This window comes from Achromobacter sp. FW305-C-30-7 (assembly GCF_058783105.1).
In genome coordinates this window covers 127,973-150,626 of sequence record NZ_JBYSYI010000004.1, presented here as the reverse complement: position 1 = coordinate 150,626, position 22,654 = coordinate 127,973, and the positions used below count along the sequence as shown (strand labels likewise).

The window sequence follows — 22,654 nt, the reverse complement described above, 5'->3', positions numbered from 1 at the left end:
ACATTGCATCTTATATTGCAGCCTGCAATCTTCATTGCAAATTAGACCAAACCCGCAGTCATCACCGAGAATTCCATGAAGCATCACCCCCAGGGGCCGTCCTTGGCCCGCCGCAGCCTGGTCCTGGCCGGCCTGGGCGCCACCCTGCTGCCGTTGGCCGCACGCGCCAGCGCCTATCCGTCGCGCCCCATCACGCTGGTCGTCCCCTTTCCTGCGGGCGGCTCCGTCGACCTGATCGGCCGGCTGTACGCGGACGCGCTGGGCAAGGCGCTCGGTACCAGCGTCATCATCGAAAACCGCGACGGCGCCGGCGGCGCCATCGGCAGCAAGCGCGTGGCGCGCGCCACGCCTGACGGCTACACGCTGGTCGCGTCCTCGCAAAGCTCGCATCTGGCCAACCCGTTGATGCGCAATGATCTCGGCTATGACCCGATCAAGGACTTCGTTTCCATCTCGCAGCTGTCGCGCACACCCAATGTGCTGGTGACCAATGCCGCCGTGCCAGCGCGCAACCTGGCCGAGTTCGTCGCGCTGCTGAAGGCGCGCCCCGATCAGCTGCACTACGCCACCGCGGGCATCGGCAGCATGGGCCAGCTCAACGCCGAACTGCTGAAGAACACCTTGCAGCTACAGGCCGTGCACGTGCCCTACCGTGGCGGCGCGCCGCTGATCAACGCCCTGCTCTCCGACCAGGCGCAGTTCGCGCTGGATAACCTCGCGCCCTTCCTGCCGCACATCCAGGTCGGCAAGATGCGCGCGCTGGCGGTGGCCGCCCCCAAGCGCCTGGACTCCCTGCCCGACGTGCCGACCTTCGAGGAACTCGGCTATCCCGTGCTCAACTCCATGTCGTGGATCGGCCTGGCCGCGCCCGCCGGCACGCCGCCCGACATCGTGCAGAAGCTGCTGGCCGCCGTGCGCACCGCCGCCACCGAGGACGGCATGCCGCAATCCCTGGAAAAGGCCGGCGCGCTGCCGCCCGAGAACCAGACGCCGCAGCAGTTCACCGCCATGATGTCCGAGCGCCTGGCGTTGTACAAAGACTTGATCGACCGCGCCGGCATCCGTCCTGAATAGGCCAGACCCTCATGAAAAACCCCGCTTTCGAACCCGACACCGCTCCCCTGGAAGTCCTGCCGCGCGACCTCTCGGCCTACCGCGAGGGCAATGTCGGCATCCCCTACGTGCACCGCTTCGAGTCGGGCCGGCCCGGCCCGCACGTGCTGATCAACGCCATCACGCATGGCAACGAGATCTGCGGCATGGTGGCCGCGACCCATCTGCTGGACAGCGGCGTGCGCCCCAAGATCGGCACGCTCACCGTCAGCTTCGCCCACGTCGAAGCCTATGAAGCCTTCGATATCGAGAACCCCTACGAGAATCGCCAGCTCGTCCACAACCTGAACCGCATCTGGTCGGCCGCCATGCTGGACGGTCCGGAAGACAGCCCCGAACTGCGCCGCGCGCGCGAACTGCGCCCGGTGCTCGACGCCGCCGACTTCGTGCTGGACATCCACTCCACGCGCGCCCCCGTGCAGCCCTTCTGGGTCTACACGGAAATGGACCGCAACACAGCGCTGGCCAGCGCCGTCGGCGCGCCACAGGTGCACCTGGTGATGCCGCCCGACCTCTTCCCCGGCACCGGCGTCATGGGCTACGGCCGCCATGGCGATCCGCGCTCCGACAGCAACGGCTCGCTGGTGGTCGAATGCGGCCAGCATTTCGCGCAATCCGCCGCCGACCTTGCCACGGACGTCACGCTGCGCTTCCTGGCGCACACGGGCCTGATCGACATGCCCGCCGGCATGCCGCCCCCGCCCGCGCCGCAGCGCTACCGCCTGCTCGAAGTGCACATGGTGAAATCCGAAGACTTCAGCTTCACGCGTCCAGTGATCGGCTTCGAAACCTTTGCCAAGGGCGAGCTGATCGCCATGAATGGCACCGAGGAGATCCGTTCGCCCTGTGACGACTGCACCATCTTCATGCCCACGCGCATGCCCATCGTGGGCCGCGAAGCGGTGTACCTGACCGTGGCGATCTGATCGCTGCCCGCCGGCGCCCGGTCCGGATCCGTCAAAGATCCGGAATCAGGCGCTTGCCCAGGCTGATGACCTCGTCCTGCTGAAAGCCCAGGGTCGCGTAGAAATCCTTCACCGCAACATTGCCCGACCGGATCAGCAGATTGATCTTGGGGCAGCCCATTTCCAGCAGCTTGCGCTCGACCGCCTGCATCAGCGCGTTCGCATGGCCGCGGCGCTGATGCGCCGGCGATACCGCCAGATAGTTGATCCATGCGCGATGGCCATCGTAGCCGCCCATCAGCGTCGCGACGATCGCACCGTCTGCCTCCCCCACCAGGAACAAGTCCGCCTGCACCGCAAGCTTGCGCGCAATATCCTTGCGCGGATCGTTCCACGGGCGGGTCAGGCCGCAGTCATGCCACAGCTGGATGATCGCGGCTTCGTCGGTCGAATGGTAGGGCCGGATGGCGAGGTCTTGCGCACTCATGCTTCGTTCCTTCAAGGATGGCAACGAAAGCCTTGCGATACGCCTCGACAGCGGGACCAGCCAGAAACAGAAAAGCCACGAGGGGTATCGTGGCTTTCAGGGTTTGGCGCCGATGGTTCAGCGCCCGGACGTGACTAGCCACTCAACATGGACGTCGAGTGATTCGTCGGTAGGTTGCGCCGGACATCGGCGCGAAATGCGGTGCGTTCATGCAGGCAAGCATACATGAGGCGCCGAAGCTCAGCCAACTTCAAGACGCATCAGGCGCCGCCAGGGTGCCTTCCATGACCACCACGGCCTCGCCCGCCACGCCCGCCCACACGCCGTCGGCGCGCGGTTCGGCGTGGGCCAGCAGCACGCTGGCGCGCCCCATGTCCACGCCCTGCTCCACCCGCAGGCGCAATACGCCATCGCCGCGCAAGGCCGCGCGCAGCGCCGTCATGGCCGCTGTCGCGCTGCCGGTCGCGGGGTCTTCCGTCATGCGTCCGGTAAACATGCGGGCCTGGATGTCGGTGCGTGCGGCCGCCGCGTCCACACCCGTGTCGGTGGTATAGGCATAGATGGACTTTGCGCCGCCTAGCGGCAGCAGGGCCGCGTAGCCTGCCGGGTCGGGCATGGCCCGGCGCAAGGCCTCGCGGCTGGCCAACTGCACCACCAGGAAGGTCAGGCCGACCGACGCCACCTGCGGCGCATGCGCCGAGGTCTCGATGTCCGCGGGCTCCAGGCTCAAGGCCCGCGCGACCGCGGCGGCTGGCGCCTCGCTGGCGCGCGACAGCGGTTGCGGGGCAAGCAGCTCGGCGCCGGCCACGCCGCTTGCGCCCGCGCGCAGCGCAATGCGCACCAGTCCAGCCTCCTCTTCGAACACGAAGGCATCCGGCACGGTCAGGCCCGAGGCGGCCATTTCGCGCGCCAGCACCACGGCCGTGCCTACATTCGGATGCCCCGCGAACGGCACTTCGCGATCAGGCGTAAAGATGCGGACCCAGGCCGTATGCGCGCGGTCTCGCGGCGGCAGCACAAAGCTGGTTTCGGAATAGTTGAACTCGCGCGCGATGCGCTGCATCTGCGCCGTGCTCAACCCCTGTGCGTCGAACACGACCGCCAGCGGATTGCCGCCATACGCATGGCTGGTGAACACATCGGCGGTGACATAGCGGTAGCGCATGGAACGTCCTTTCAAGCCGCGCGGACTGCGCGGCGACCTGGGAAGTGTGCGGGGCCGATGGACTGCCCGCCAGACACAGAGGCAGAGAATCCCGACCATAACAGCGGGCGGATTTGGCATAGACTACGCTGGCCCAGCCCGGCGTTTTTTTCGGTTCATCCCCCCGCAGCCGGCGCACGACGATTTGCGCACAACAGGAACCCACCCTATGTCCACGGTACGCACCTACTTCCAGGACCGCCTGCCTGCTGGCGAACTTGACCGGTTGACGCAGGCCCAAGAGCCGTTCTTTCTTGAGAACATCCCCGACATCGAAGAAACCGTGGCGGCAATGCAGACGCTCTGCCACGATCACGGGCTGAGCGTCCAGGTACTCAAGCAACCCTACAACAGCGGCATCACGGGGTGGGATCTGGCGAGTTTGCTTCCCGCCTGGTTCGGCGGCCTGGCTCTTGGCCTCTTTGCCGCCACCACGCTGGGCAGGCGGCGCACGGACGTCACCCTCAAACTTCGCAGCAACAGCTTGCTCGAAGTATGTTTTTCGCGGACCGCGCCCCGCCCCGGCACCGCCTTGCCTTGATCTGCGCCGCGCCGCGCCAGCCTGTCCTGCCTCAAAGTACCGGCCCCTCAGGCCTAGTACAATGTCCCATATATGGGGACGACAAAAATGAAAGACAGTGCAAGCCCCGCAGGGGCGCTTACCGTCGAAGCAGCGGTAGGTCTGGCGGAAAACTGGGCCCGCGCGCATCACGCGGACGCCGAGCGAAGCAGGAAATTCGCCACCCAGTGGCATCGGGACACCAGCCCTGACAACAGGCAAGGCGACGTGCTCCTCAGGGATCTCGCCTTTTTTTTCCAGGCCGCTACCCAGGACGCCGCTTACTGGCGCTCGGTCGGCGACTTCACCGAGGAAGCCACCGGCCCCTGGGGAATCCAGGCGCTGAAAGCATTGGCTGGCTTGAATGTCATCGGCCTGGCGGCAGCCATCATCCTGTTTGCGGCACGCGACAGCTCAGCCTTCACGGCAGGCGCGATGAGCGCCTGCGCCTTGTTCCTGGCGGGGCTGCTGCTGGCCTATCCGGCGCTGCGGCTCACCGGCATTTCCCGTTCCACGGCAAATACCGCGTCGGCCATGCAGAGCCGCGAGGCGGGCGCCGCGTCCACCTGGGAACAGCTGCGCTCGGCCAATGACGGCAACCCCAACGTCGGCCGCAGGGAACGCAAGATCGCCTTGCGCCTGGCGGCCATCATGGCCGCCACGGCCACGGCAGGCTGTGCGCTGCTGATCGCGACGGTGTGGGTCTAGCGGGCCGCCATGCCGACTCCGGCGCGGCGTCAGCTACCGGCGCCGGGGCGGCGCCTCGCTCGCCGCGTCGGCCTCGGCATCGAAGGCCGCCCTGGCCACATCGATGTCGGCAATATGTTTGCTGGCCCAGCATCCCAACGCGGTCACGGGTTCGGTGAGCGAGCGCCCAAGCGGCGTCAGCTCATATTCCACATGCGGCGGCATCACTGAATAGACCGTGCGCTTGACCAGGCCGTCACGCTCCAGACCACGCAGGCAAAGCGTCAACATCCGTTGCGAGATGCCGTTGATGGTGCGTTTGATTTCGGTGAAACGACGCGGACCATCAGACAGAATCATGATGATGAGCACGCTCCATTTTTCACCGATGCGCGCCAGCACCTGACTGATCTTTTGACAGTCGTGCTCGTGCAAAGCGTGGAGCTTTTCAGTCACATTCATGATACCGAGTTCTCCTGATGTGCCGTATTGTGGGCGATCGGGACCATAGTTACATTGCTAGCCTCAGTCACAATTTTATACCGAGGCAACCCACAATGAAGCTACCCCGCAGCAGCGCCGACCAGCCGCAAGCCCAATCCAAAACCCTCAAGTACGTTTCCTGGGGGCTGCGCATCCTGGCGGCCGTCGCATTCCTTGCGGCCGCCGCAGCCAAACTGTCGGGTGCGCCGGAAATGGTCCAGGCCTTCGACCACATCGGCATTGGACAGTGGTTCCGCATCGTTACCGGCATCGTCGAAGTGATAGGCGGGATCGCCGTCCTCGTCCCCGCAGCCGCCTTTCTCGGCGGACTGCTGCTGAGCGCCACCATGGTCGGCGCCGTGCTGGCCCATTCATTTGTGATCGAGGGCAGCCCGGTTCCGGCGTTGATCCTGCTGCTCATCACGGCTGCGATCGCCTGGCTGCATCGTCCTGGCGGCCAAGCCACAAGCACCGGCCCGTCGCCGGTCATGCCACCGGCGTAACCGCCCTCCCCGTCTTGAAGAACGACACCAGGTTCCGTATCGCCAGCTCCGCCATCTGGCGGCGCGTCTCATGCGTGGCGCTGCCGATATGGGGCGCCAGGATCACATTGGGCATGTGCCGCAGCGGACTCTCGCCCAGCGGCTCGCTTTCGAACACGTCGAGCGCGGCGCCCTGAATGATGCCGTTGGCCAGCGCATGGCACAGGTCGGCCTCCTTGATGACCGAGCCGCGGGCGACGTTGACGACCAGGCCATCGGGTCCCAGCGCCCGCAGCACGGTCGCGTCAACGAGATGGCGCGTAGCCTCGCCTCCGGGACACGACAGGATCAGCACGTCCACGTCGCGGGCCATGGCCGGCAGTGAATCGAAGTGCCGCCATGGCACGTCCTGGCGCTTGCGGCCGAAATAGCTGAGGTCCACTTCAAACGGCGCAAGCCGTTGCACGATCTCTTTGCCTATGCGCCCCAGGCCGACGATGCCGACCCGCTTGCCCGCCAGGCTCGCCCCCAGCGGAAAAGGCGAAGCCTGCCACGCGCCGGTGCGCACAAAACCATCGGCCGCGGGCAGGCGGCGCAGCAAGGCGAGCAACTGCCCCACCGCCAACTCCGCCACGGCCTTGTTCAACACGTCCGGCGTGTTGGTCACGACGATGTTCTTCGCACGCGCGTGATCCAGCGCGATGCCGTCGTAGCCGACGCCGTTGGTGGCTACGATGCGCAAGCCCGGCAGACGATCCATGAGCTCGGCGGGAATCCGATAGTTCGAACGCGTGACGATGCCGCCTATCGCTGCAAGCAGCGCCGGATCGTGTTGCAGCGCCTCTTCCTCGATCAAGGTGAACACCGAACGGAACTGCGCTTCCACCGACTCGGGAAAAACCCCTACCTTGAGCAAGAGGGGAAACTGGGCGCCCCGATCCTCAGGGCTTATTGCTGCCGCCTGGCGCGTTGCGGCCAGTTCATGCTCCATCATGGATTTCAACCTCGACGCTATAACATACGGGGAATTGGCGCGATAAGCCTGCAACCATCGCGGCCGGGTTCGTAGCAGTTCGTGCGATCTTCAATCTGAAGTTTCTCCTTTCAGGGCAATAGCCCATCGCATCATGGACATCAAGTGCATGCAGAGCTTCGTCGCGGTCGTCGAAGCCGGTTCATTCGCCGAAGCCGCGCGCAAGCTCGATCTGACCTCGGCTGCCATTGCCGCGCGCATCAAGGCGCTGGAAATGGATCTGGGCGTGGCGCTGGTAAAGCGCTCGGGGCGTTCCGTCAGGCCGACCGAGAGCGGCATGCGCATCCTCGAAGGCACCAAGGCGGCCATCCGCAACCTCCGCGATCTGCGCGCCATGGCCATCGACGGCGACCAGCCGGGCGAGTTCCGCATCGGCTGTTTCGTGTCCGCGCTCACGAACGTGCTGCCGCCCATTCTCAAGTCCCTGTACCGCAGGCATCCCGACGCCTCCGTATTCGTCACCCCCGGCGGTTCCATAGACCTGTGCGGCAAGGTGGTCAACGGCGAACTCGACGCCGCCATCGTGGTGGAGCCCCAGTTCGCCGTGCCCAAGAGCTGTCTGTGGCAGCCGTTCATGGAAGAACCGCTGGTCGTGGTGGCGCCGTCCCATCTTGCGGACCAGGACGCCCACGCATTGCTGTCGACCCAACCCTTCATACGCTATGACCGGAACATATACGGCGGCCAACTGGCCGACCGCTATCTGCGCGACCACCAGATCTGGCCCAAGCAGCGCCTGGAGATCGACGGCCTGCTCGCCATCGTCGCCCTGGTGCACGAGGGCCTGGGCGTGGCGCTGATTCCGGACTGGTCCTCCATGTGGAAGTCGCTCGACGTGGCGCGCATTCCGTTGCCCAACCGCGCGCCCGTGCGCAGGAACGGCCTGATCTGGAACACCCGCGGCCATCATGCCAAGATGGCCGCGTCGATTTCCCAGGATGCCCGGACCATCTTCGGCAACATGGAAGAACGCCGGGCAAAGCCGTAGCCTTACTTGGACTTGCCCGGCACGCCGCGCAGGAAGTCGAAGTCGACGCCCTTGTCAGCCTGGGTCACCGTATCGAGGAACAGCTTCTTGTAGCCGCGCTCGGCCGTGGGCGGCGTGACCGGCTGCTCGCGGCGGCGGCGTTCCAGTTCTTCTTCCGATACCAGCAGCGAAATTTCCCGCTGGCTCACGCTCAGGCGTATGCGGTCGCCGTTCCTGACATAGGCCAGCGGTCCGCCTATGGCCGCTTCCGGCGTGACGTGCAGCACGATGGTGCCGAAAGCGGTGCCGCTCATGCGGCCGTCCGAGATCCGGATGATGTCCTTCACGCCCTGCGACGCCAGCTTCTTGGGGATCGGGATATAGCCCGCCTCCGGCATGCCGGGCGCGCCCTTGGGGCCAATGTTCTTCAGCACCAGGATGTCCTGCGGCGTGACGTCCAGATCGGCGGCATCGATGCGGCTCGCCAGGTCCTCGGCGTTCTCGAACACCACCGCGCGCCCTTCATGCTCCATCAGCCCGGCATTGGCGGACGACTGCTTGATGATGGCGCCTTCGGGAGCCAGGTTGCCGGACAGCACGGCAATGCCGCCCTGCGGATAGATCGGGTTCTGCCGCGTCCTGACCACGCTTTGCGCGAAGCCCGGTCCCGAGCGCTCGATCTCCTCGCCCAGCGTCCTGCCGGTCACGGTCAGCGCGTCCAGCTTCAACAGCGGCTTGAGTTCGCGCAGCAACGTGGCCATGCCGCCCGCCTTGTGGAAGTCTTCCATGTAGTGCTGGCCGGACGGCTTCAGGTCCACCAGCACGGGCGTCTCGCGCCCCATGCGGTCCAGCGCCTGCAAGTCCAGGTCCAGGCCCAGCCGGCCGGCGATGGCGGTGAGATGGATGATGCCGTTGGTGGACCCGCCGATGGCCAACAGCACGCGCATGGCGTTCTCGAAGGAATCCGCGGTCAGGATCTTGGAAACGGACAGGCGTTGTCTGGCGATTTCGACCGCTTGCGCGCCGGTGAGCTCGGCGATGCGCATCCGGTCCGCCGTGACCGCAGGCGGCGTGGCGCCGCCGGGCACGGTCATGCCCAGCGCTTCGGCGATACAGGCCATGGTGCTTGCCGTGCCCATGACCGAACAGGTGCCCACGCTGGCAACCAGCTGGTTGTTGACGTCGGCGATCTCCTGATCGTCGATTTCCTCGGCGCGGTACTTGCCCCAGTACCTGCGGCAATCCGTGCATGCCCCCACCCGCTCGGACCGGTGCGAGCCCGTCAGCATCGATCCGGTCACCAGCTGGATCGCCGGAATGTCCGCCGACGCGGCGCCCATGAGCTGGGCGGGCACGGTCTTGTCGCATCCGCCGATGAGCACCACGGCGTCCATGGGCTGCGCGCGTATCAGTTCCTCGGTGTCCATGGACATGAGGTTGCGCAGGTACATGCTGGTGGGAAAGGAAAAGCTCTCGTGGATGGAGATGGTCGGGAAATCCATCGGCAGCCCGCCCGCGAACATGATGCCGCGCTTGACGGCCTCCAGCAGCTGCGGCGCATTGCCGTGGCAGGGGTTGTAGGCGCTGCCGGTGTTGGCGATGCCGATCACCGGCCGGTCCAGCGCGCCGTCCGTATAGCCCGCGCCCTTGATGAAGGCCTTGCGCAGGAACAGCGAGAAGCCGCTGTCGCCATAGCTGGTGAGACCCTTGCGCAGGCCGCCGGCCTGGTCCTGCGATGATCCGGTATTCTTCTTGCTCATCTTGTTCAAACTGCTTCCAGTTAATTTACGGTGATGCCGCCGTCGCGGATGACCTTGGCCCACTGTTCGATTTCCGCGTTCAGGCGTGCCTTGGAGGCTTCGACATCGAGCGCGTCGGCATAAACGCCTTGCTGCAACAGCTGGGCCTTGGCATCGTCCTTGGCCAGCGCCGTGGTCAGCGCCTTGTTGAGCTTGGCGACGATGGGGGCCGGCGTGCCCGCCGGCGCCATCACGCCGAAGAGCGAACTAACGTTAAAGCCGCTGAAACCCTGTTCCTCGGCGGTGGGAATGTCCGGCAGCATCGAGACGCGTTGGGGCGTAAGCACGGCCAGCGGACGCAACTGGCCGGACTTGATGAAGGAGATCGCGGCGGGAACCGTCTCCGTCATGGTCTCGACCTGGCCGCCGACCAGGTCCGTCATCGCCGGGCCGCTGCCGCGGTAGGCCACGTGCTCGATCTTGACGCCCGCGATCTGCTTGAACAGTTCCATGGCCATGCGCTGGGGCGCGCCGGCGCCTGACGAGGCGAAGTTGAGTTTGCCGGGATTCGCCTTCGCGTAGCTCACCAGCTCGGACAGCGATTTGATCGGCAGCTTGGGATTGACCACGGCCACCAGCGGCACGAAGCCGACCACGCCGACAGGCGCGAAGTCCTTGCGCAGATCGTACGGGATGGTGTCCTTCTCCAAGGTCGCCATGACCGAATGCGAGGTCAGCGCGCCCATCAGCAAGGTATAGCCGTCGGGCTGGGCGCGCGCCACTTCGGCCGCTCCGATATTGCCGCCTGCTCCGCCCCGGTTCTCGATCACGACCTGGCCGCCGATCTCTTCGCTCAGGCGCTGGCCCACGATGCGCCCGATCACGTCGGTCGCGCCTCCCGGCGGATACGGAATGATCAGGCGGATGGGCTTGCTGGGATAGCTGTCGGCAGCCTGCGCGGATGCATGGCCAGGAATGGCGAACGCGGCGGCCGCGACGAAGGCGGCCGCAACGATGTTGATGCGCTTGCGCGCGGCGTGCTTACAGAACATTTTTGTCTCCCGATGCGTTCTTATGGCTTGAAAGCTCTAGACGCATGTTCGCAAACTCTCGCCTGCGAAAAGAGAAAAAAATTTATGTTCTGTCAAAAAAATCCGTGAGAGTTCCAGGACGTCCGGATGAGGAAAATCCGGGCCGCACTTCGATTTTGTGAGGTAGGGTTCTTGAGTCGCCGGCGTCCGGACTGCGGGATTCCGATGCTCGCCCCAGTGGGGCTGCGCTTCGGATCCCTCCGCCCGGCCACCGGCTCAAGGCATCTGCCCATGAACGGATTCCGAAACCAATGCACTGGGCGACTGCCAGCCGAGGCTGCCCGGAGCCATCCGAAGCGCAGCCCCACTGGGGCGAGCATCGGAATGGCGCAGGGCGGCCTCGGCGGCTAAAGAACCCTGACGTCCGCAAGCTCGAAGCCCTGCCCCGCCCGCCCCCAAGATCCTGGCCGCGCCCTACTCAGACTCGCCCAGATAAGCCGCGCGCACCTTGGGATCGTGCAGCATGTCACCTGCGGGACCGGACAGGATGATCTCACCAGATTCCATCACGTAGCCGCGATGGCTGTTTTCCAGCGCCAGGCGTGCATTCTGCTCGATCAGCAGAATGGTGACGCCTTCGCTGGCGATGGTGCGCACCACCTCGAAGACCTTCTCCACCATCAGCGGCGCCAGGCCCATCGAGGGCTCGTCCAGCAGCAGCAGCTTGGGACGCGCGATCATGGCGCGGCCCATCGCCACCATTTGCTGTTCGCCGCCCGACAAGGTGCCGGCCGCCTGCTTGCGACGCTCGGCCAGGCGCGGGAACAAGGTGAAGACGCGGTCGGTGTCTTGGCGGATCTGGGCCGCGTCGCGGCGGATGTAGGCCCCCATCGCCAGGTTTTCCTCGATCGTGAGCTGGCCGAAGATGCCGCGTCCTTCCGGCACCATGACCAAGCCGCGGCGCACCAGTTCATGCGATTTCTGGCCGCCGACGGACTGGCCGCCGTAGACCACTTCGCCGCCCGCCAGCGGCACCAGTCCGCAGATGGCGCGCAGCGTGGTGCTCTTGCCGGCGCCGTTGGCGCCGATCAGGCAAACCAGCTCGCCTTGGTCCACGCGCAGGTCGATGCCGCGCACGGCGCGAATGCCGCCATAGGAAACCTGCAGGCCCCGCAATTCCAGTAGGGGTTGGGATACTGCCGTCATGCCGGGCGCTCCTGATGAATCTGCGGATCCTGCGCAGCGCCGGCGCCCAGATACGCTTCAATGACCTTGGGGTCGCGCTGCACCTGGGCAGGTTTGCCCATGGCCAACACCTTGCCGTATTCCAGCACCAGCACGCGGTCGCACAGGCCCATGACCAGCTTCATGTCGTGCTCGATCAAGAGCACGGTGACGCCGTCGGCGCGGATCTTTTCGACCAGCTTGCGCAGCACCACGGTTTCCGACGCGTTCATGCCGGCCGCCGGTTCGTCCAGCGCCAGCAGCTTGGGATCGGTGGCCAGGGCCCGCGCGATCTCCAGGCGCCGCTGGTCGCCGTAAGGCAGCGAGCGGGCGACGTCGTTGGCGCGGTGGCCGATGCCGACGTAGTCCAGCAATTCCTGCGCCCGCGCTTCCGTCGCGGCCTCTTCGGCGCGCGTGCCGCGCGTACGCAGCACGGCGCCGAACACGCCGGACTTGGTGCGCATGTGGCGGCCGATCATCACGTTTTCGATGGCGCTCAGGTTGGCGAACAGGCGGATGTTCTGGAAGGTGCGCGCCAGTCCGGCAAAGGCGACTTCATGCGGCTTCTTGCCGGACATGGACTCGCCATTGAAGGTGCAGCTGCCCTCTTCCGGGATATACAGGCCGGTCAGCACATTGAACAGCGTGGTCTTGCCCGCGCCGTTCGGGCCGATCAGGCCGTAGATCTCGCCCTGCTCGATATCGAAGCTGACGTCCGACAGCGCCTGCAGGCCGCCGAAGCGCTTGCCCAGTCCCTGGGCTTGCAGCAGTTTGCTCATGCCGCGCCTCCCTGGGTCTTGGTCGCCAGTTCACGCTTGCGCACCGCCGACGGCCACAGGCCGGCCGGACGGAACAGCATCACGCAGACCATGGCCAGGCCGAACAACAGCATGCGTATGCCTTCGGGGTCCAGCACCACGGCGCCGAACAGCATGTGCTGCACGGGCTCGACTACGGCGCGCAAGAATTCCGGCAACGCGGCCAGGATCAACGCCCCCAGGATCACGCCCGGAATGTGGCCCATGCCGCCCAGCACCACCATGCACAGGATCGAGATGGATTCCATCAGCGAAAAGCTTTCCGGGCTGACGAAGCCCTGCATCGACGCGAACAAGGCGCCCGCCACGCCGCCGAAGGATGCGCCCATGGCGAACGCCAGCAGCTTGATGTTGCGGGTATTGATGCCCATGGCCTTGGCCGCGATCTCGTCTTCGCGGATCGCTTCCCAGGCGCGGCCGATGCGCGAATTCTGCAGGCGCACGCAGACCACCACGATGATCAGCGTGATCGCCAGCAGCAGGTAGTAGTACTTTTCCGGCCCGGTCACGCGCAGGCCCAGCAGGCTTTCCGTGCGGCCGAAGGCGAACTCGCCCACCTTGAAGGTATCGATGCGGTTGATGCCCTGCGGCCCGTTGGTGATGTTGACCGGCGCGTTCAGGTTGTTCAGGAAGATGCGGATGATTTCCCCGAAACCCAGGGTGACGATGGCCAGATAGTCCCCTCGCAGCTTGAGCGTGGGCGCCCCCAGCAGCACGCCGAACAGGCAGGCCACCGCCAGCGCGATCGGCAGGATCGCCCAGAACGGCAGGTGCAGGCCGAAGTGCGGCGAGGCCAGCAGCGCCCAGGTATAGGCGCCCACCGCGTAGAACGCGATGTAGCCCAGGTCCAGCAGCCCCGCGAAGCCCACCACGATGTTCAGGCCCAGCGACAGCATCACGTACAGCAGGGCGAAATTCAGGATGCGCACCCAGCTCTGGCCGGCCATGCCGATCACAAAGGGCAGCACCGCCAGCACCACGCCGATCAGCGCGATGCCGATCAGGTTGCGGGTGGAGAACCCGCTGCTTTTCAGGTTTGCGCTCATGCCCGGTCTCCCACGCGTTCGCCCAGCAGGCCGGACGGACGGAAGATCAGCACCAGCACCAGCACGAAGAACGCGAACACGTCCTGGTAGTGGCTGCCGAGGAAGCCGCCGGTCAAGTCGCCGATGTAGCCCGCGCCCAAGGATTCGATGATGCCCAGCAACAGGCCGCCCGCCATGGCGCCGACCAGGTTGCCGATGCCGCCCAGCACCGCGGCCGTGAAGGCCTTCAGGCCGAGCATGAAGCCCATGGTGTATTGCGACACGCCGTAGTAGGTGGCGACCATCATGCCGGCCACGGCGGCCAGCGCCGAACCGATCAGGAACGCCGCCGAAATCACGGTGTTGATGTTCACGCCCATCAGCCCGGCCACTTCGCGGTTCTGCGCGGTGGCGCGCATCGCCGTGCCCAGGCGGGTCTTGTGCACCACGGCCAGCAGCCCGCCCATGATCAGCGCCGCGATCACCACGATGGCGATCTGCAGCGAACTCATGCGCGCGCCTGCAATCTCGAACACCTGCGGCGACAGCACTTGCGGGAAGTTCAGATAGTTGCGGCCCCAGCCCATCATGGCCACGTTCTGCAGGATGATGGACACGCCGATGGCGGTGATCAGGGCAGCCAGGCGCGGCGCGCGGCGCAGCGGCCGGTAGGCGACGCGCTCGGCGGTCCAGCCCACGGCCATGCACAGCGGCACGGACACCAGCAGGCCGACGCCCAGCACCACGAAGGCCGAGGTCGAAGGATCGCCGCCCACCAGCGAGATGGCGATGGTCGTCGCCGCCATCGCGCCTATCATGACGACGTCGCCATGGGCGAAGTTGATCAGCCCGATGATGCCGTACACCATGGTGTAGCCCAGGGCGACCAGGGCGTACACGCTGCCTAGCGTGACGCCGTTAATCAGTTGTTGAATGAAGATATCCATAGGGGCCGCGGAATAAGCCTGGAAAAATCGCGCGGATCGCGCGGTGGCGGCCCTCGGGGCCTGCCACGGCGCCGCGCATGGCGCGCGCCCGGCGGCGCGCACGCTGCGATGCGGACGGGAAGCAGCTGCGCCGCCTCTCCGCCCCGGTCAAGCCGCCTTAGTTGGCTTGGCTGACCATCGTTTCAACCATCTCCCACTTGCCGTTCTTGACTTCGTAGATGGTGACCGAGATTTCCTTCAGGTCGCCCTTGGCGTCGTAGGAAATGTGCTCGCTGGTTGCGCCCTTGCGGTTCAGCTTGGCCAGGGCCGGCAGGTACTTCTCGGGCTTGGCCGAGCCGGCCTGCTCGATGGCGGCGATCATGTTCCAGGCGCCGTCATAGGCGTAGGGCGCATAGACGCCGGGGGCCTTCTTGAAGCGCGCCTGGTAGCGCTGCTCGAAGTCCTTGCCTGCCGCCATCTTGTCCAGCGGCACGCCGGCCAGCGAGGCGTAGGTGCCGTCGGCGGCGTCGCCAGCCAGCTTGATGAAGGTGTCGCTGCGGGTCATTTCGCCCGAGACCAGCGGCGCCTTCAGGCCCAGCGTCGCCAGTTGGCGCTTCATGGGACCGGATTGCGCGTCCAGGCCGCCGTAGAAAATGGCGTCGGGCGCGGAACCCTTGATGTTGGTCAGGATGGCGGTGAAGTCGTTGGCCTTGTCGGTGGTGTATTCGCGGCGCACGACCTGGCCGCCAGCGGCCTTGACGGCCTTTTCGACTTCGTCGGCCAGGCCCTGGCCGTAGGCGGTGCGGTCGTCGATGATCGCAACCTTCTTGGCCTTCAGGCTTTCCACCATGAACTTGCCGACCGCGGCGCCCTGCTGGGTATCGCTGGTCATCATGCGGAAGGTGGTTTCGTAGCCTTGCTTGGTGTATTCGGGCGACGTGGCCATGGCGATCTGGGGCAGACCGGCTTCATGGTAGACGCGCGAAGCGGGGATGGTCGTGCCCGAGTTGAAGTGGCCCAGGATGCCGACCACGTCCTGGTCGACCAGTTGCTGGGCGACCTGCACGCCGACGCGGGGATCGGCCTGGTCGTCGCGCGACACCAGCACGAACTTGGCGGTTTCGCCGTCGACCTTGATGCCCTTCTTGTTGGCTTCTTCCAGGGCCAGGTTCAGGCCGTTCTGCATGTCCTCGCCATAGTGCGACTGCGGACCGGTAAGCGGTGCGGCAAAACCGAACTTGACGTCGGCGGCCTGCGCGGAGGCGGCCATGCCGGCGGCGGCGATGCTGGCGGCGAGAAGCTTCAAAGTGGTGCGGAACTTCATGGGTATCCTCCGAGTGTCGGACTTAAGACCTTGTTATACCTGAGCTTTTAGCCAGGCCTTTGGTTTTTCACTACTGCAAGCCCGATGTAGCGGGAGCTTGCGCATGCATGTTCTGCAAAATCCGGAAGCCGGGTTGCGACTTCCGAATTTGAGGTGCGACCGGATTTTGCTTCCAGTGCAACCCCGCCCGATATTGGAGATAACCCTTGGATACCCAAAGGTTGCCCCCGGTCGCCCTCAACCTATGGTCATCAGGCTGGCGTTACCGCCCGCCGCCGCCGTGTTGACGCTGATGGATCGCTCCGTCAGCAGGCGCTCCGGCACATAGCCCGCGCCGGCCGCGATCGCGTCGGAAGTCAGACCATGTACCGACAGGATGGCGCCCGGGCGCTGGGCGATGCGCTGGTTCAGCGCCTGCAGCGCGTCGCCATCGCCTTCAAACAGCACGGCCTGGTAATCCGCCTGGTCGACCTCGTCGTCGGCCAGGATGCCCGCCTGCTCCTGCTGGCTGGCGTCCAGCGACGCCAGCAACGCCTGCGCCGCAGGCGTGTCCGCGAACCAGGCGTGGTTGCCGGTGAGCTTGGCGACCGACCACTGCGCCCGCGCGCCGGCCTCGGTGGCAGCCACGCAATAGACCGCGCCGCGCGGCTCGACCATATAGGTGTTGGTCTCGCCGGTCGGCCCCGGCAGCGCAATGCGCTGCGGCAGCGGCGCCGCCGCGTCCAGCGCCGGCGGCAGTCCCGCCGGGCGCGTGCCCAGCAGCCGGTACATGTAGAGCGGACCGCCGGCCTTGGGGCCGGTGCCGGACAGGCATTCACCACCGAAGGGCTGCACGCCCACCACCGCGCCCACGATATTGCGGTTGACGTAGACGTTGCCCGCATGGACCTGGCCGGTCACGTGCGCAATGGTTTCGTCGATGCGGGTATGCACGCCGAAGGTCAGGCCGTAGCCGGTGCCGTTGATGGCGTCCAGCAAGGCATCCAGTTCGTCGCGCTTGTAGCGCACCACGTGCAGCACCGGGCCGAACACTTCGCGCGTCAGTTCGCTGACGTTGTCGATTTCGATGATGGTCGGCGGCACGAAGGTGCCGTGGCGGCATTCGCCGTTGAGCTCGACCTGATCCACGCGATGACCCGCGGTGCGCATCGTTTCGATGTGCCGCTGGATGCCGTTGCGCGCTTCGGTGTCGATCACGGGACCCACGTCTACCGACAAGCGGTCGGGATTGCCCACGCTCAGTTCGCGCATCGCGCCGCGCAGCATGGTCAGCACATGCTCGGCATTGTCTTCCTGCACGCACAGCACGCGCAGCGCCGAACACCGCTGGCCGGCCGAATCGAAAGCCGAGGTCAGCACGTCGAACACGACCTGCTCGGACAGCGCCGAGGAATCCACCACCATGGCGTTCTGGCCGCCGGTTTCGGCGATCAGCGGAATGGTGTGGCCGTGGTCGTCCAGGCGGTCCGCCAGCGTGCGTGCGATGATGCGCGCGACGTCGGTGGAGCCGGTGAACATCACGCCGCGCACGCCCGGATTGGCAACCAGCTGGGCGCCCACGGTTTCGCCGCGGCCCGGCAGCAGCTGCACGGCGCCTGCGGGCACGCCTGCCGCCCGCAGGATGGCCACGGCTTGCGCGGCAATCAGCGGCGTCTGTTCGGCCGGCTTGGCCAGCACCGTGTTGCCCGCGGCCAGCGCCGCCGCGATCTGGCCGGTGAAGATGGCCAGCGGGAAATTCCACGGGCTGATGCACAGCACGGTGCCCAGCGGGCGGTGCGTGTCGTTGCTGAATTCGGTTTCGGCCTGGTCCGCGTAGTAGCGCAGGAAGTCGACCGCCTCGCGCACTTCGGCGATGGCGTTAGGCAGCGATTTGCCGGCCTCGCGCACGATCAGGCCCAGCAGGGTCTGCATCTGCTCTTCCAGCAATTGCGCGGCGCGGCGCAGGCACTGGGCGCGTTCGGCCACCGGCGTGGATTGCCAGATCGGAGCGGCGTTGGCGGCGGCGCGCAGCGCGGCCTCGGCCTCGTCCGTCTGCGCCTCGACCACATGGCCCACCACATCGCGCAGATTGGCCGGGTTGCGAACTTCCATGGCGCGGGAAACATCCCAGGCTTCGTCGCCCTCGCCCAGCATGGGCCCGGCGCGCCACGGCATGCCGGCGCTGGCCAGCAGGGCCGCTGACAGCGAACCCAGGCGATGCTCGTTGCTCAAGTCCAGGCCGGCCGAGTTGGCGCGGGCGCCCTCTTGCAGATCGCCATAGAGTTCGCGCGGCAGCGGGATCTTCTCGTGCGGCGCGCCCAGCGGCACGATGCGCGCGGCGGCCTCAACGGGGTCGGCCACCAGGTGCTCGACCGGAATGCTCTCGTCGCCAATCAGGTTCACGAACGAGGTGTTGGCGCCGTTTTCCAGCAGGCGCCGCACCAGGTAGGCCAGCAAGGTTTCATGGGTGCCGACCGGCGCGTAGATGCGGCAGGGACGGTTCAGCTTGCCCTGGGACAGCGGACCCACGACTTCGTCATACAGAGGTTCACCCATGCCGTGCAGACACTGGAACTCGTACTGGCCCGGGTAGTAGTTCTGGCCGGCCAGTTGATAGACCGCGGCCAGGGTGTAGGCATTGTGCGTGGCGAATTGCGGGTACACCGCCTCGGGCGCGCCCAACAGCTTGCGGGCGCAGGCCAGGTAAGCCACGTCCGTGTAGAGCTTGCGGGTATAGACCGGATAGCCCTCCAGGCCGTCGACCTGGGCGCGCTTGATCTCGCTGTCCCAATAGGCGCCCTTGACCAGTCGCACCATCACGCGGTGGCGGCTGCGGCGGGCCAGGTCGATCACGTAGTCGATCACGAAGGGCGCCCGCTTCTGGTAGGCCTGGATGACAAACCCGATGCCGTTCCAGCCGTCCAGCTCGGGCTCGAAACAGAGTGCCTCCAGCAGGTCCAGGGAAATTTCCAGGCGGTCCGCTTCCTCCGCGTCGATGTTCAAGCCGATGTCGTAGCTGCGCGCCAGCACGGTCAGCGCCTTCACGCGCGGCAGCAGCTCGGCCATCACGCGTTCACGCTGGCCGCGCGAATAGCGCGGGTGCAGCGCCGACAGCTTGATCGAGATGCCCGGACCTTCATAGATGCCGCGGCCGGCGGCAGCCTTGCCGATGGCATGGATGGCCTGTTCGTACGAGGCGTAATAACGGTCCGCGTCCTCGGCCGTGGTGGCGGCCTCGCCCAGCATGTCGTAGGAATAGCGGAAGCCGCGGGCTTCCATCTTGCGGTTGTTGGCCAGCGCTTCGGAGATGGTCTGGCCCGACACGAACTGCTCGCCCATCATGCGCATGGCCATGTTCACGCCCTTGCGCACCAGCGGTTCGCCGCCCTTGCCGATCAGGCGGGTCAGCGCCTTGGACAGCGACTGTTCGCTGCTCACGGCCACCAGCTTGCCCGTGATCATCAGCCCCCAGGTGGCGGCGTTGACGAACAGCGATTGCGAGCCGCCCATGTGCGACTTCCAGTCGCCGCGGGCAACCTTGTCGCGGATCAGCGCGTCGCGCGTGGCGCGGTCGGGAATGCGCAGCAGCGCTTCGGCCAGGCACATCAGCGCCACGCCTTCCTGGCTGGACAGCGAAAACTCCTGGATCAGCCCTTCCACCCCGCCGCCGCTGCGCTTGCCGCGCAGCTTCTTGACCAGGTCGGCGGCCATGGCATGGATCTTTTCCAGATTGGGCATGCGGGCCTGGCCCAGCAGTAGCGGCACGCACTCGGGCTCGGGACGCCGGTAGGCGGCGGTGATGGCCGCGCGCAGCACCGACTGCGGTTGCACGTCCTGACCGAACTCGTAGAACGGTGGGGTGGGCGCCGCATGGCCCTCACCCGCTTCGTCCTCGCCGCCCGCGTCCATGCCCAGGTGGGACATCTCGGCGGGCAGGTGGCCGCGCTCGATCTTGTCCAGGTAGGAAAGGATCGCCTGCTTGTGCAGCCAATGCGGCGTGCAGTTGAGTTTTTGCGCGGCGGCCTTCAGCCGGTCGCGGAGCGCGTCGTCGACTTTAACGCCTAGGGTCGTGCTGGCCATAAGAGATTGCTTCCTGTCGCATGGCAAAGGTGATACCAGGCCCTAGCGGGACCCGGTATGGGTAGGACCGTATGCTAGACAGGTTGCAACTTGGTTTGCACTATGGTTAACCCTAGGTTAACCAATTGAGATAAAGCGGAATTTTTGGCTGGCGCGTGCAGCGCTTGCGCCAGCCCGTTCTCCTGCGCGCGGCCCTCAGTCCTTGAGCGCCGCGCAACCCAGCATCTGGACCGAAGCCGATCCCGCCGGGGTCTGCCCGCGGATGGCCGAGGCCATGGCGCCGGCCAGGCTGACCACGGCGCGCTGCTGCGCGGCGATCAGCGCGGGCACGCCCTCTTCCGTCACCGGTTCCGTGACCACGCTGCGGCACAACAGGCCGGAACCCTTCATATTGACCGGCCGCACGCGCCAGGTCGCATCCAGCTGGGCCATGCGGCCCGATTCCAGCTCGAAACGCTGCACATCGGTCTGCACGCGCCAGACCGCGGCGCCCGGCCCCGGCTTGACCAGTTGCACGTCCAGCGCGCCAAGCTCGCGCTTCAGCGCGTCCGACAGCGCGCCCCGCAGTTCGTCGCCCAATGGCGAGCTCCAGCGCTCGGAGTAGAGCGCGGCCAGGCTGCCCTCGCCGGTGCGGACCATCAGTTGCGGCTGATCCGCCTGCGTCGAAATGTTGACCGGCTGCACTTCGATCAAGAAGTTGGCCGGCGCCACCCCAGCCCCCGGGGCCTGCGCTGCCGGCACCTGCAAGGTGTGGTACTGCACGGGCGCCGAGGAACCGCAGCCGGCCAGCGCGGCGGTCAATGCCAGCAAGGACAGGACAGGACGCAAACGCGGCGTCAACCTGCCTGCGGACCGGGGCTGCCCGGAACTGGGGTGCGCCTGACCGGCGCGGGAGAATGGGCGTCTATTCATGGGTTTCAGTTCCTGACAGGACCGGCGCCGGGGATCGGGTCTGGGCCGCGGCCGCGCAACAAGGCCTCGGGGTTGGCTTGCAGGAAGTCGGCCAGGGCGCGCAGCGAACGAGCCGCGCGGCCCAGTTCCTGCATCGCCTTTTCCGTATTGACCGGCAAGGAAGCGTCGGAGGCCAGCAGCGCGTTGACGTGCGCCATCGATTCCTTGGCCTGCTTGAGCATGTTCTGCGCTTCGGGCGCGACCTGCTTGTCCAGGCGGTTCATCAGCTTGGAGGTGCTGGCCAGCGTGGTGCGCAAGTCTTCGCCGATCTTATCGAACGGGATCTTCTCGATCTTGGCGACGATGTTGCTGATCTGCTGCTGGAGCTGATCCAGGTTGCCAGGCACCGTCGGGATCATGGCCGGGTCCGACAGCTTGAATTCGACCGGCTTGGCGTTCGGGAAGTCGTCCAGCGCCACGTACAGCTGGCCGGTCAGCAGATTGGCGGTGCGCAACTGCGCGCGCAGGCCATGCTTGATCATGCCTCCCAGCAAGCGGTTGCCCGCGGCGTCGCCGTCCTTCACGGCGCGCTCGCGCACTTCGTCGAACACGCGGCCCAGGCGCTCCGGATACAGGGTGGCATCCACCAGCGAGTAGAAGCGCTTGGCGATCGGATCGAAATCCATGTTGATCTGCGTCACGTTGCCCAGCGTGATGCCGCTGAAGTCGATCGGCGCGCCCACCGTCAGGCCGCGGATCGACTGATCGAAACGCATCCGGATCGGGAAAGCCTCGCCGTCCGGATTGGCCTTGGCGGCCGTCTCGGTCGGGTACAGGTCGAACTGGGCATCGGCTTGCGCCGGCTTGCCGGCGTCGCGCGCGCTGATGACCGGTTCAAACGCGACGCCGCCCACCGCCATCGATACCAGCGATTGCGTGCGTACCTTGAGGCCATCGGCATTGACGCTGAAATCCACGCCGCTGGCGTTCCAGAAGCGCGTGCCCTGGGTCACGAACTTGTCGTTGGGCGCGTCCACGAACACCTCGACGTTCACGGCCTTGCCGGTCTCGTCGAGCGCGTAGCCGATCACGCGGCCGACGTTGATGCGGCGGAAATACACGGGCGAGCCGATGTCCAGGGACCCCAGGTCGGACGCCTTGAGCTTGAAGCGCTTGCCGGCGCGGTCGTGCGTGACCGCTGGCGGGACTTCCAGGCCCTCGAACTGCAGCTTGGTGGCCTTCTTGGAACTGTCCTTGCCTTCGACCGCGTCCACGCCGATATAGGCGCCAGACAGCAGCGTCCCCAGGCCGGACACGCCGCTCACGTCCAGGCGCGGGCGCACCACCCAGAAGTTGGTGCCTTCGCGCGCCAGGTCCGAGACATCCTTGGACAGTTCGGCCTGCACCACGACCTTGGTACGGTCTTCGTTGAAGCCGATGGACCGCACCGTGCCGATGTTCACGTCCTTGTAGCGCAGCTGGGTCTTGCCGACTTCCAGCCCTTCGGCCGTGTTGAATGAAATGGAGATGTCAGGCCCCGCCTGCATCCAGGTCCGCACGACCAGCGACAGGCCCATCAGGGCCGCCACGATGGGCACCAGCCAGATCCATGAAATCCGGCTCTTCTCCTTGCGCGAGATCGCGGGTGAGGCAAACTTCTCTTCACCGGATCCGGGTGCTTGCTCGGACATCTACTA

General features: G+C 66.0%; 20 protein-coding genes. 6 read left to right on the top strand and 14 right to left on the bottom strand.

What is annotated here, in order from left to right; all coding sequences use genetic code 11:
* The first annotated feature begins 75 nt into the window (after positions 1 to 75).
* Both AC3WOB_RS14505 and AC3WOB_RS14500 read left to right on the top strand, forming a co-directional pair.
* Positions 76 to 1,074 (top strand): Bug family tripartite tricarboxylate transporter substrate binding protein, encoded by a 999-nt coding sequence (locus AC3WOB_RS14505; protein ID WP_013392943.1) that lies wholly within the window; start codon positions 76 to 78, stop codon positions 1,072 to 1,074.
* 11 nt (positions 1,075 to 1,085) lie between these two features.
* The gene (locus tag AC3WOB_RS14500; protein WP_013392942.1) at positions 1,086 to 2,039 is read left to right on the top strand and encodes a M14 family metallopeptidase; all 954 of its coding nucleotides are present in this window, start codon (positions 1,086 to 1,088) and stop codon (positions 2,037 to 2,039) included.
* Between the two features lie 31 nt (positions 2,040 to 2,070).
* Here the strand turns inward: AC3WOB_RS14500 and AC3WOB_RS14495 are convergent, their stop codons facing one another.
* Both AC3WOB_RS14495 and AC3WOB_RS14490 read right to left on the bottom strand, forming a co-directional pair.
* Positions 2,071 to 2,505, bottom strand: coding sequence for a GNAT family acetyltransferase (locus tag AC3WOB_RS14495; protein ID WP_492275407.1), 435 nt, complete (start codon positions 2,503 to 2,505; stop codon positions 2,071 to 2,073).
* Between the two features lie 250 nt (positions 2,506 to 2,755).
* Entirely contained in the window at positions 2,756 to 3,670 is a 915-nt protein-coding gene (locus AC3WOB_RS14490) for a PhzF family phenazine biosynthesis protein (protein WP_013392940.1), read from the bottom strand.
* 208 nt (positions 3,671 to 3,878) lie between these two features.
* On the opposite strand from AC3WOB_RS14490, the gene AC3WOB_RS14485 reads away from it, so the two are divergent.
* Both AC3WOB_RS14485 and AC3WOB_RS14480 read left to right on the top strand, forming a co-directional pair.
* On the top strand, positions 3,879 to 4,250 hold the full coding sequence (locus tag AC3WOB_RS14485) for a hypothetical protein (RefSeq protein ID WP_013392939.1): 372 nt from the start codon (positions 3,879 to 3,881) through the stop codon (positions 4,248 to 4,250).
* A gap of 246 nt (positions 4,251 to 4,496) precedes the next feature.
* Complete coding sequence (locus tag AC3WOB_RS14480) at positions 4,497 to 4,976, top strand: hypothetical protein (protein WP_492275406.1); 480 nt, start codon at positions 4,497 to 4,499, stop codon at positions 4,974 to 4,976.
* A 33-nt stretch (positions 4,977 to 5,009) separates the two neighbouring features.
* On the opposite strand, the gene AC3WOB_RS14475 is transcribed toward AC3WOB_RS14480, so the two are convergent.
* Complete coding sequence (locus tag AC3WOB_RS14475; RefSeq protein ID WP_492275405.1) at positions 5,010 to 5,417, bottom strand: winged helix-turn-helix transcriptional regulator; 408 nt, start codon at positions 5,415 to 5,417, stop codon at positions 5,010 to 5,012.
* Between the two features lie 95 nt (positions 5,418 to 5,512).
* Here AC3WOB_RS14475 and AC3WOB_RS14470 point away from each other — a divergent pair, with 95 nt between their 5' ends.
* Entirely contained in the window at positions 5,513 to 5,941 is a 429-nt protein-coding gene (locus AC3WOB_RS14470; RefSeq protein WP_492275404.1) for a DoxX family protein, read from the top strand.
* Here the strand turns inward: AC3WOB_RS14470 and AC3WOB_RS14465 are convergent.
* The gene (locus AC3WOB_RS14465) at positions 5,925 to 6,914 is read right to left on the bottom strand and encodes a 2-hydroxyacid dehydrogenase (RefSeq protein ID WP_492275403.1); all 990 of its coding nucleotides are present in this window, start codon (positions 6,912 to 6,914) and stop codon (positions 5,925 to 5,927) included. The genes AC3WOB_RS14470 and AC3WOB_RS14465 overlap by 17 nt on opposite strands.
* Before the next feature lie 133 nt (positions 6,915 to 7,047).
* Here AC3WOB_RS14465 and AC3WOB_RS14460 point away from each other — a divergent pair, with 133 nt between their 5' ends.
* Positions 7,048 to 7,941, top strand: coding sequence for a LysR family transcriptional regulator (locus AC3WOB_RS14460; protein ID WP_013392934.1), 894 nt, complete (start codon positions 7,048 to 7,050; stop codon positions 7,939 to 7,941).
* 2 nt (positions 7,942 to 7,943) lie between these two features.
* Here AC3WOB_RS14460 and AC3WOB_RS14455 read toward each other — a convergent pair whose 3' ends face one another.
* The 10 genes from AC3WOB_RS14455 to AC3WOB_RS14410 form a co-directional block, all read right to left on the bottom strand.
* Positions 7,944 to 9,680, bottom strand: coding sequence for an IlvD/Edd family dehydratase (locus AC3WOB_RS14455; protein ID WP_013392933.1), 1,737 nt, complete (start codon positions 9,678 to 9,680; stop codon positions 7,944 to 7,946).
* A 20-nt stretch (positions 9,681 to 9,700) separates the two neighbouring features.
* Positions 9,701 to 10,711: a Bug family tripartite tricarboxylate transporter substrate binding protein gene (locus AC3WOB_RS14450; protein ID WP_013392932.1), complete on the bottom strand. Its 1,011-nt coding sequence runs from the start codon at positions 10,709 to 10,711 to the stop codon at positions 9,701 to 9,703.
* A gap of 453 nt (positions 10,712 to 11,164) precedes the next feature.
* Complete coding sequence (locus AC3WOB_RS14445) at positions 11,165 to 11,896, bottom strand: ABC transporter ATP-binding protein (RefSeq protein ID WP_013394751.1); 732 nt, start codon at positions 11,894 to 11,896, stop codon at positions 11,165 to 11,167.
* On the bottom strand, positions 11,893 to 12,693 hold the full coding sequence (locus tag AC3WOB_RS14440; protein WP_492275402.1) for an ABC transporter ATP-binding protein: 801 nt from the start codon (positions 12,691 to 12,693) through the stop codon (positions 11,893 to 11,895). Before AC3WOB_RS14440 ends, AC3WOB_RS14445 begins: the two co-directional genes overlap by 4 nt.
* A complete protein-coding gene (locus AC3WOB_RS14435; RefSeq protein ID WP_013394753.1) occupies positions 12,690 to 13,778 on the bottom strand; it encodes an ABC transporter permease subunit in 1,089 nt (362 codons plus the stop codon). The genes AC3WOB_RS14440 and AC3WOB_RS14435 overlap by 4 nt, the downstream gene beginning before the upstream one ends.
* Positions 13,775 to 14,626 carry a branched-chain amino acid ABC transporter permease gene (locus tag AC3WOB_RS14430; RefSeq protein WP_370126311.1) on the bottom strand — a complete coding sequence of 284 codons (852 nt, stop codon included), beginning with the start codon at positions 14,624 to 14,626 and terminating at the stop codon, positions 13,775 to 13,777. Before AC3WOB_RS14430 ends, AC3WOB_RS14435 begins: the two co-directional genes overlap by 4 nt.
* 235 nt (positions 14,627 to 14,861) lie before the next feature.
* Positions 14,862 to 16,007, bottom strand: coding sequence for a branched-chain amino acid ABC transporter substrate-binding protein (locus AC3WOB_RS14425; RefSeq protein ID WP_013394755.1), 1,146 nt, complete (start codon positions 16,005 to 16,007; stop codon positions 14,862 to 14,864).
* A gap of 237 nt (positions 16,008 to 16,244) precedes the next feature.
* A complete protein-coding gene (putA, locus tag AC3WOB_RS14420) occupies positions 16,245 to 20,066 on the bottom strand; it encodes a trifunctional transcriptional regulator/proline dehydrogenase/L-glutamate gamma-semialdehyde dehydrogenase (RefSeq protein WP_492275401.1) in 3,822 nt (1,273 codons plus the stop codon).
* 195 nt (positions 20,067 to 20,261) lie between these two features.
* A complete protein-coding gene (locus tag AC3WOB_RS14415; protein ID WP_492275400.1) occupies positions 20,262 to 20,978 on the bottom strand; it encodes a PqiC family protein in 717 nt (238 codons plus the stop codon).
* Positions 20,979 to 20,983: 5 nt separating this feature from the next.
* Positions 20,984 to 22,648, bottom strand: a complete 1,665-nt coding sequence (locus tag AC3WOB_RS14410) for a PqiB family protein (protein WP_492275399.1) — start codon at positions 22,646 to 22,648, stop codon at positions 20,984 to 20,986.
* Positions 22,649 to 22,654 lie beyond the last annotated feature (6 nt).

Bases quoted from the DNA above. Each gene is read 5' to 3' on its own strand.
- AC3WOB_RS14505 (WP_013392943.1), top strand. From the start codon at position 76: ATGAAGCATCACCCCCAGGGGCCGTCCTTGGCCCGCCGCAGCCTGGTC.
- AC3WOB_RS14500 (WP_013392942.1), top strand. From the start codon at position 1,086: ATGAAAAACCCCGCTTTCGAACCCGACACCGCTCCCCTGGAAGTCCTG.
- AC3WOB_RS14495 (WP_492275407.1), bottom strand. From the start codon at position 2,505: ATGAGTGCGCAAGACCTCGCCATCCGGCCCTACCATTCGACCGACGAA.
- AC3WOB_RS14490 (WP_013392940.1), bottom strand. From the start codon at position 3,670: ATGCGCTACCGCTATGTCACCGCCGATGTGTTCACCAGCCATGCGTAT.
- AC3WOB_RS14485 (WP_013392939.1), top strand. From the start codon at position 3,879: ATGTCCACGGTACGCACCTACTTCCAGGACCGCCTGCCTGCTGGCGAA.
- AC3WOB_RS14475 (WP_492275405.1), bottom strand. From the start codon at position 5,417: ATGAATGTGACTGAAAAGCTCCACGCTTTGCACGAGCACGACTGTCAA.
- AC3WOB_RS14470 (WP_492275404.1), top strand. From the start codon at position 5,513: ATGAAGCTACCCCGCAGCAGCGCCGACCAGCCGCAAGCCCAATCCAAA.
- AC3WOB_RS14465 (WP_492275403.1), bottom strand. From the start codon at position 6,914: ATGATGGAGCATGAACTGGCCGCAACGCGCCAGGCGGCAGCAATAAGC.
- AC3WOB_RS14460 (WP_013392934.1), top strand. From the start codon at position 7,048: ATGGACATCAAGTGCATGCAGAGCTTCGTCGCGGTCGTCGAAGCCGGT.
- AC3WOB_RS14455 (WP_013392933.1), bottom strand. From the start codon at position 9,680: ATGAGCAAGAAGAATACCGGATCATCGCAGGACCAGGCCGGCGGCCTG.
- AC3WOB_RS14450 (WP_013392932.1), bottom strand. From the start codon at position 10,711: ATGTTCTGTAAGCACGCCGCGCGCAAGCGCATCAACATCGTTGCGGCC.
- AC3WOB_RS14445 (WP_013394751.1), bottom strand. From the start codon at position 11,896: ATGACGGCAGTATCCCAACCCCTACTGGAATTGCGGGGCCTGCAGGTT.
- AC3WOB_RS14440 (WP_492275402.1), bottom strand. From the start codon at position 12,693: ATGAGCAAACTGCTGCAAGCCCAGGGACTGGGCAAGCGCTTCGGCGGC.
- AC3WOB_RS14435 (WP_013394753.1), bottom strand. From the start codon at position 13,778: ATGAGCGCAAACCTGAAAAGCAGCGGGTTCTCCACCCGCAACCTGATC.
- AC3WOB_RS14430 (WP_370126311.1), bottom strand. From the start codon at position 14,626: ATGGTGTACGGCATCATCGGGCTGATCAACTTCGCCCATGGCGACGTC.
- AC3WOB_RS14425 (WP_013394755.1), bottom strand. From the start codon at position 16,007: ATGAAGTTCCGCACCACTTTGAAGCTTCTCGCCGCCAGCATCGCCGCC.
- putA (WP_492275401.1), bottom strand. From the start codon at position 20,066: ATGGCCAGCACGACCCTAGGCGTTAAAGTCGACGACGCGCTCCGCGAC.
- AC3WOB_RS14415 (WP_492275400.1), bottom strand. From the start codon at position 20,978: ATGAATAGACGCCCATTCTCCCGCGCCGGTCAGGCGCACCCCAGTTCC.
- AC3WOB_RS14410 (WP_492275399.1), bottom strand. From the start codon at position 22,648: ATGTCCGAGCAAGCACCCGGATCCGGTGAAGAGAAGTTTGCCTCACCC.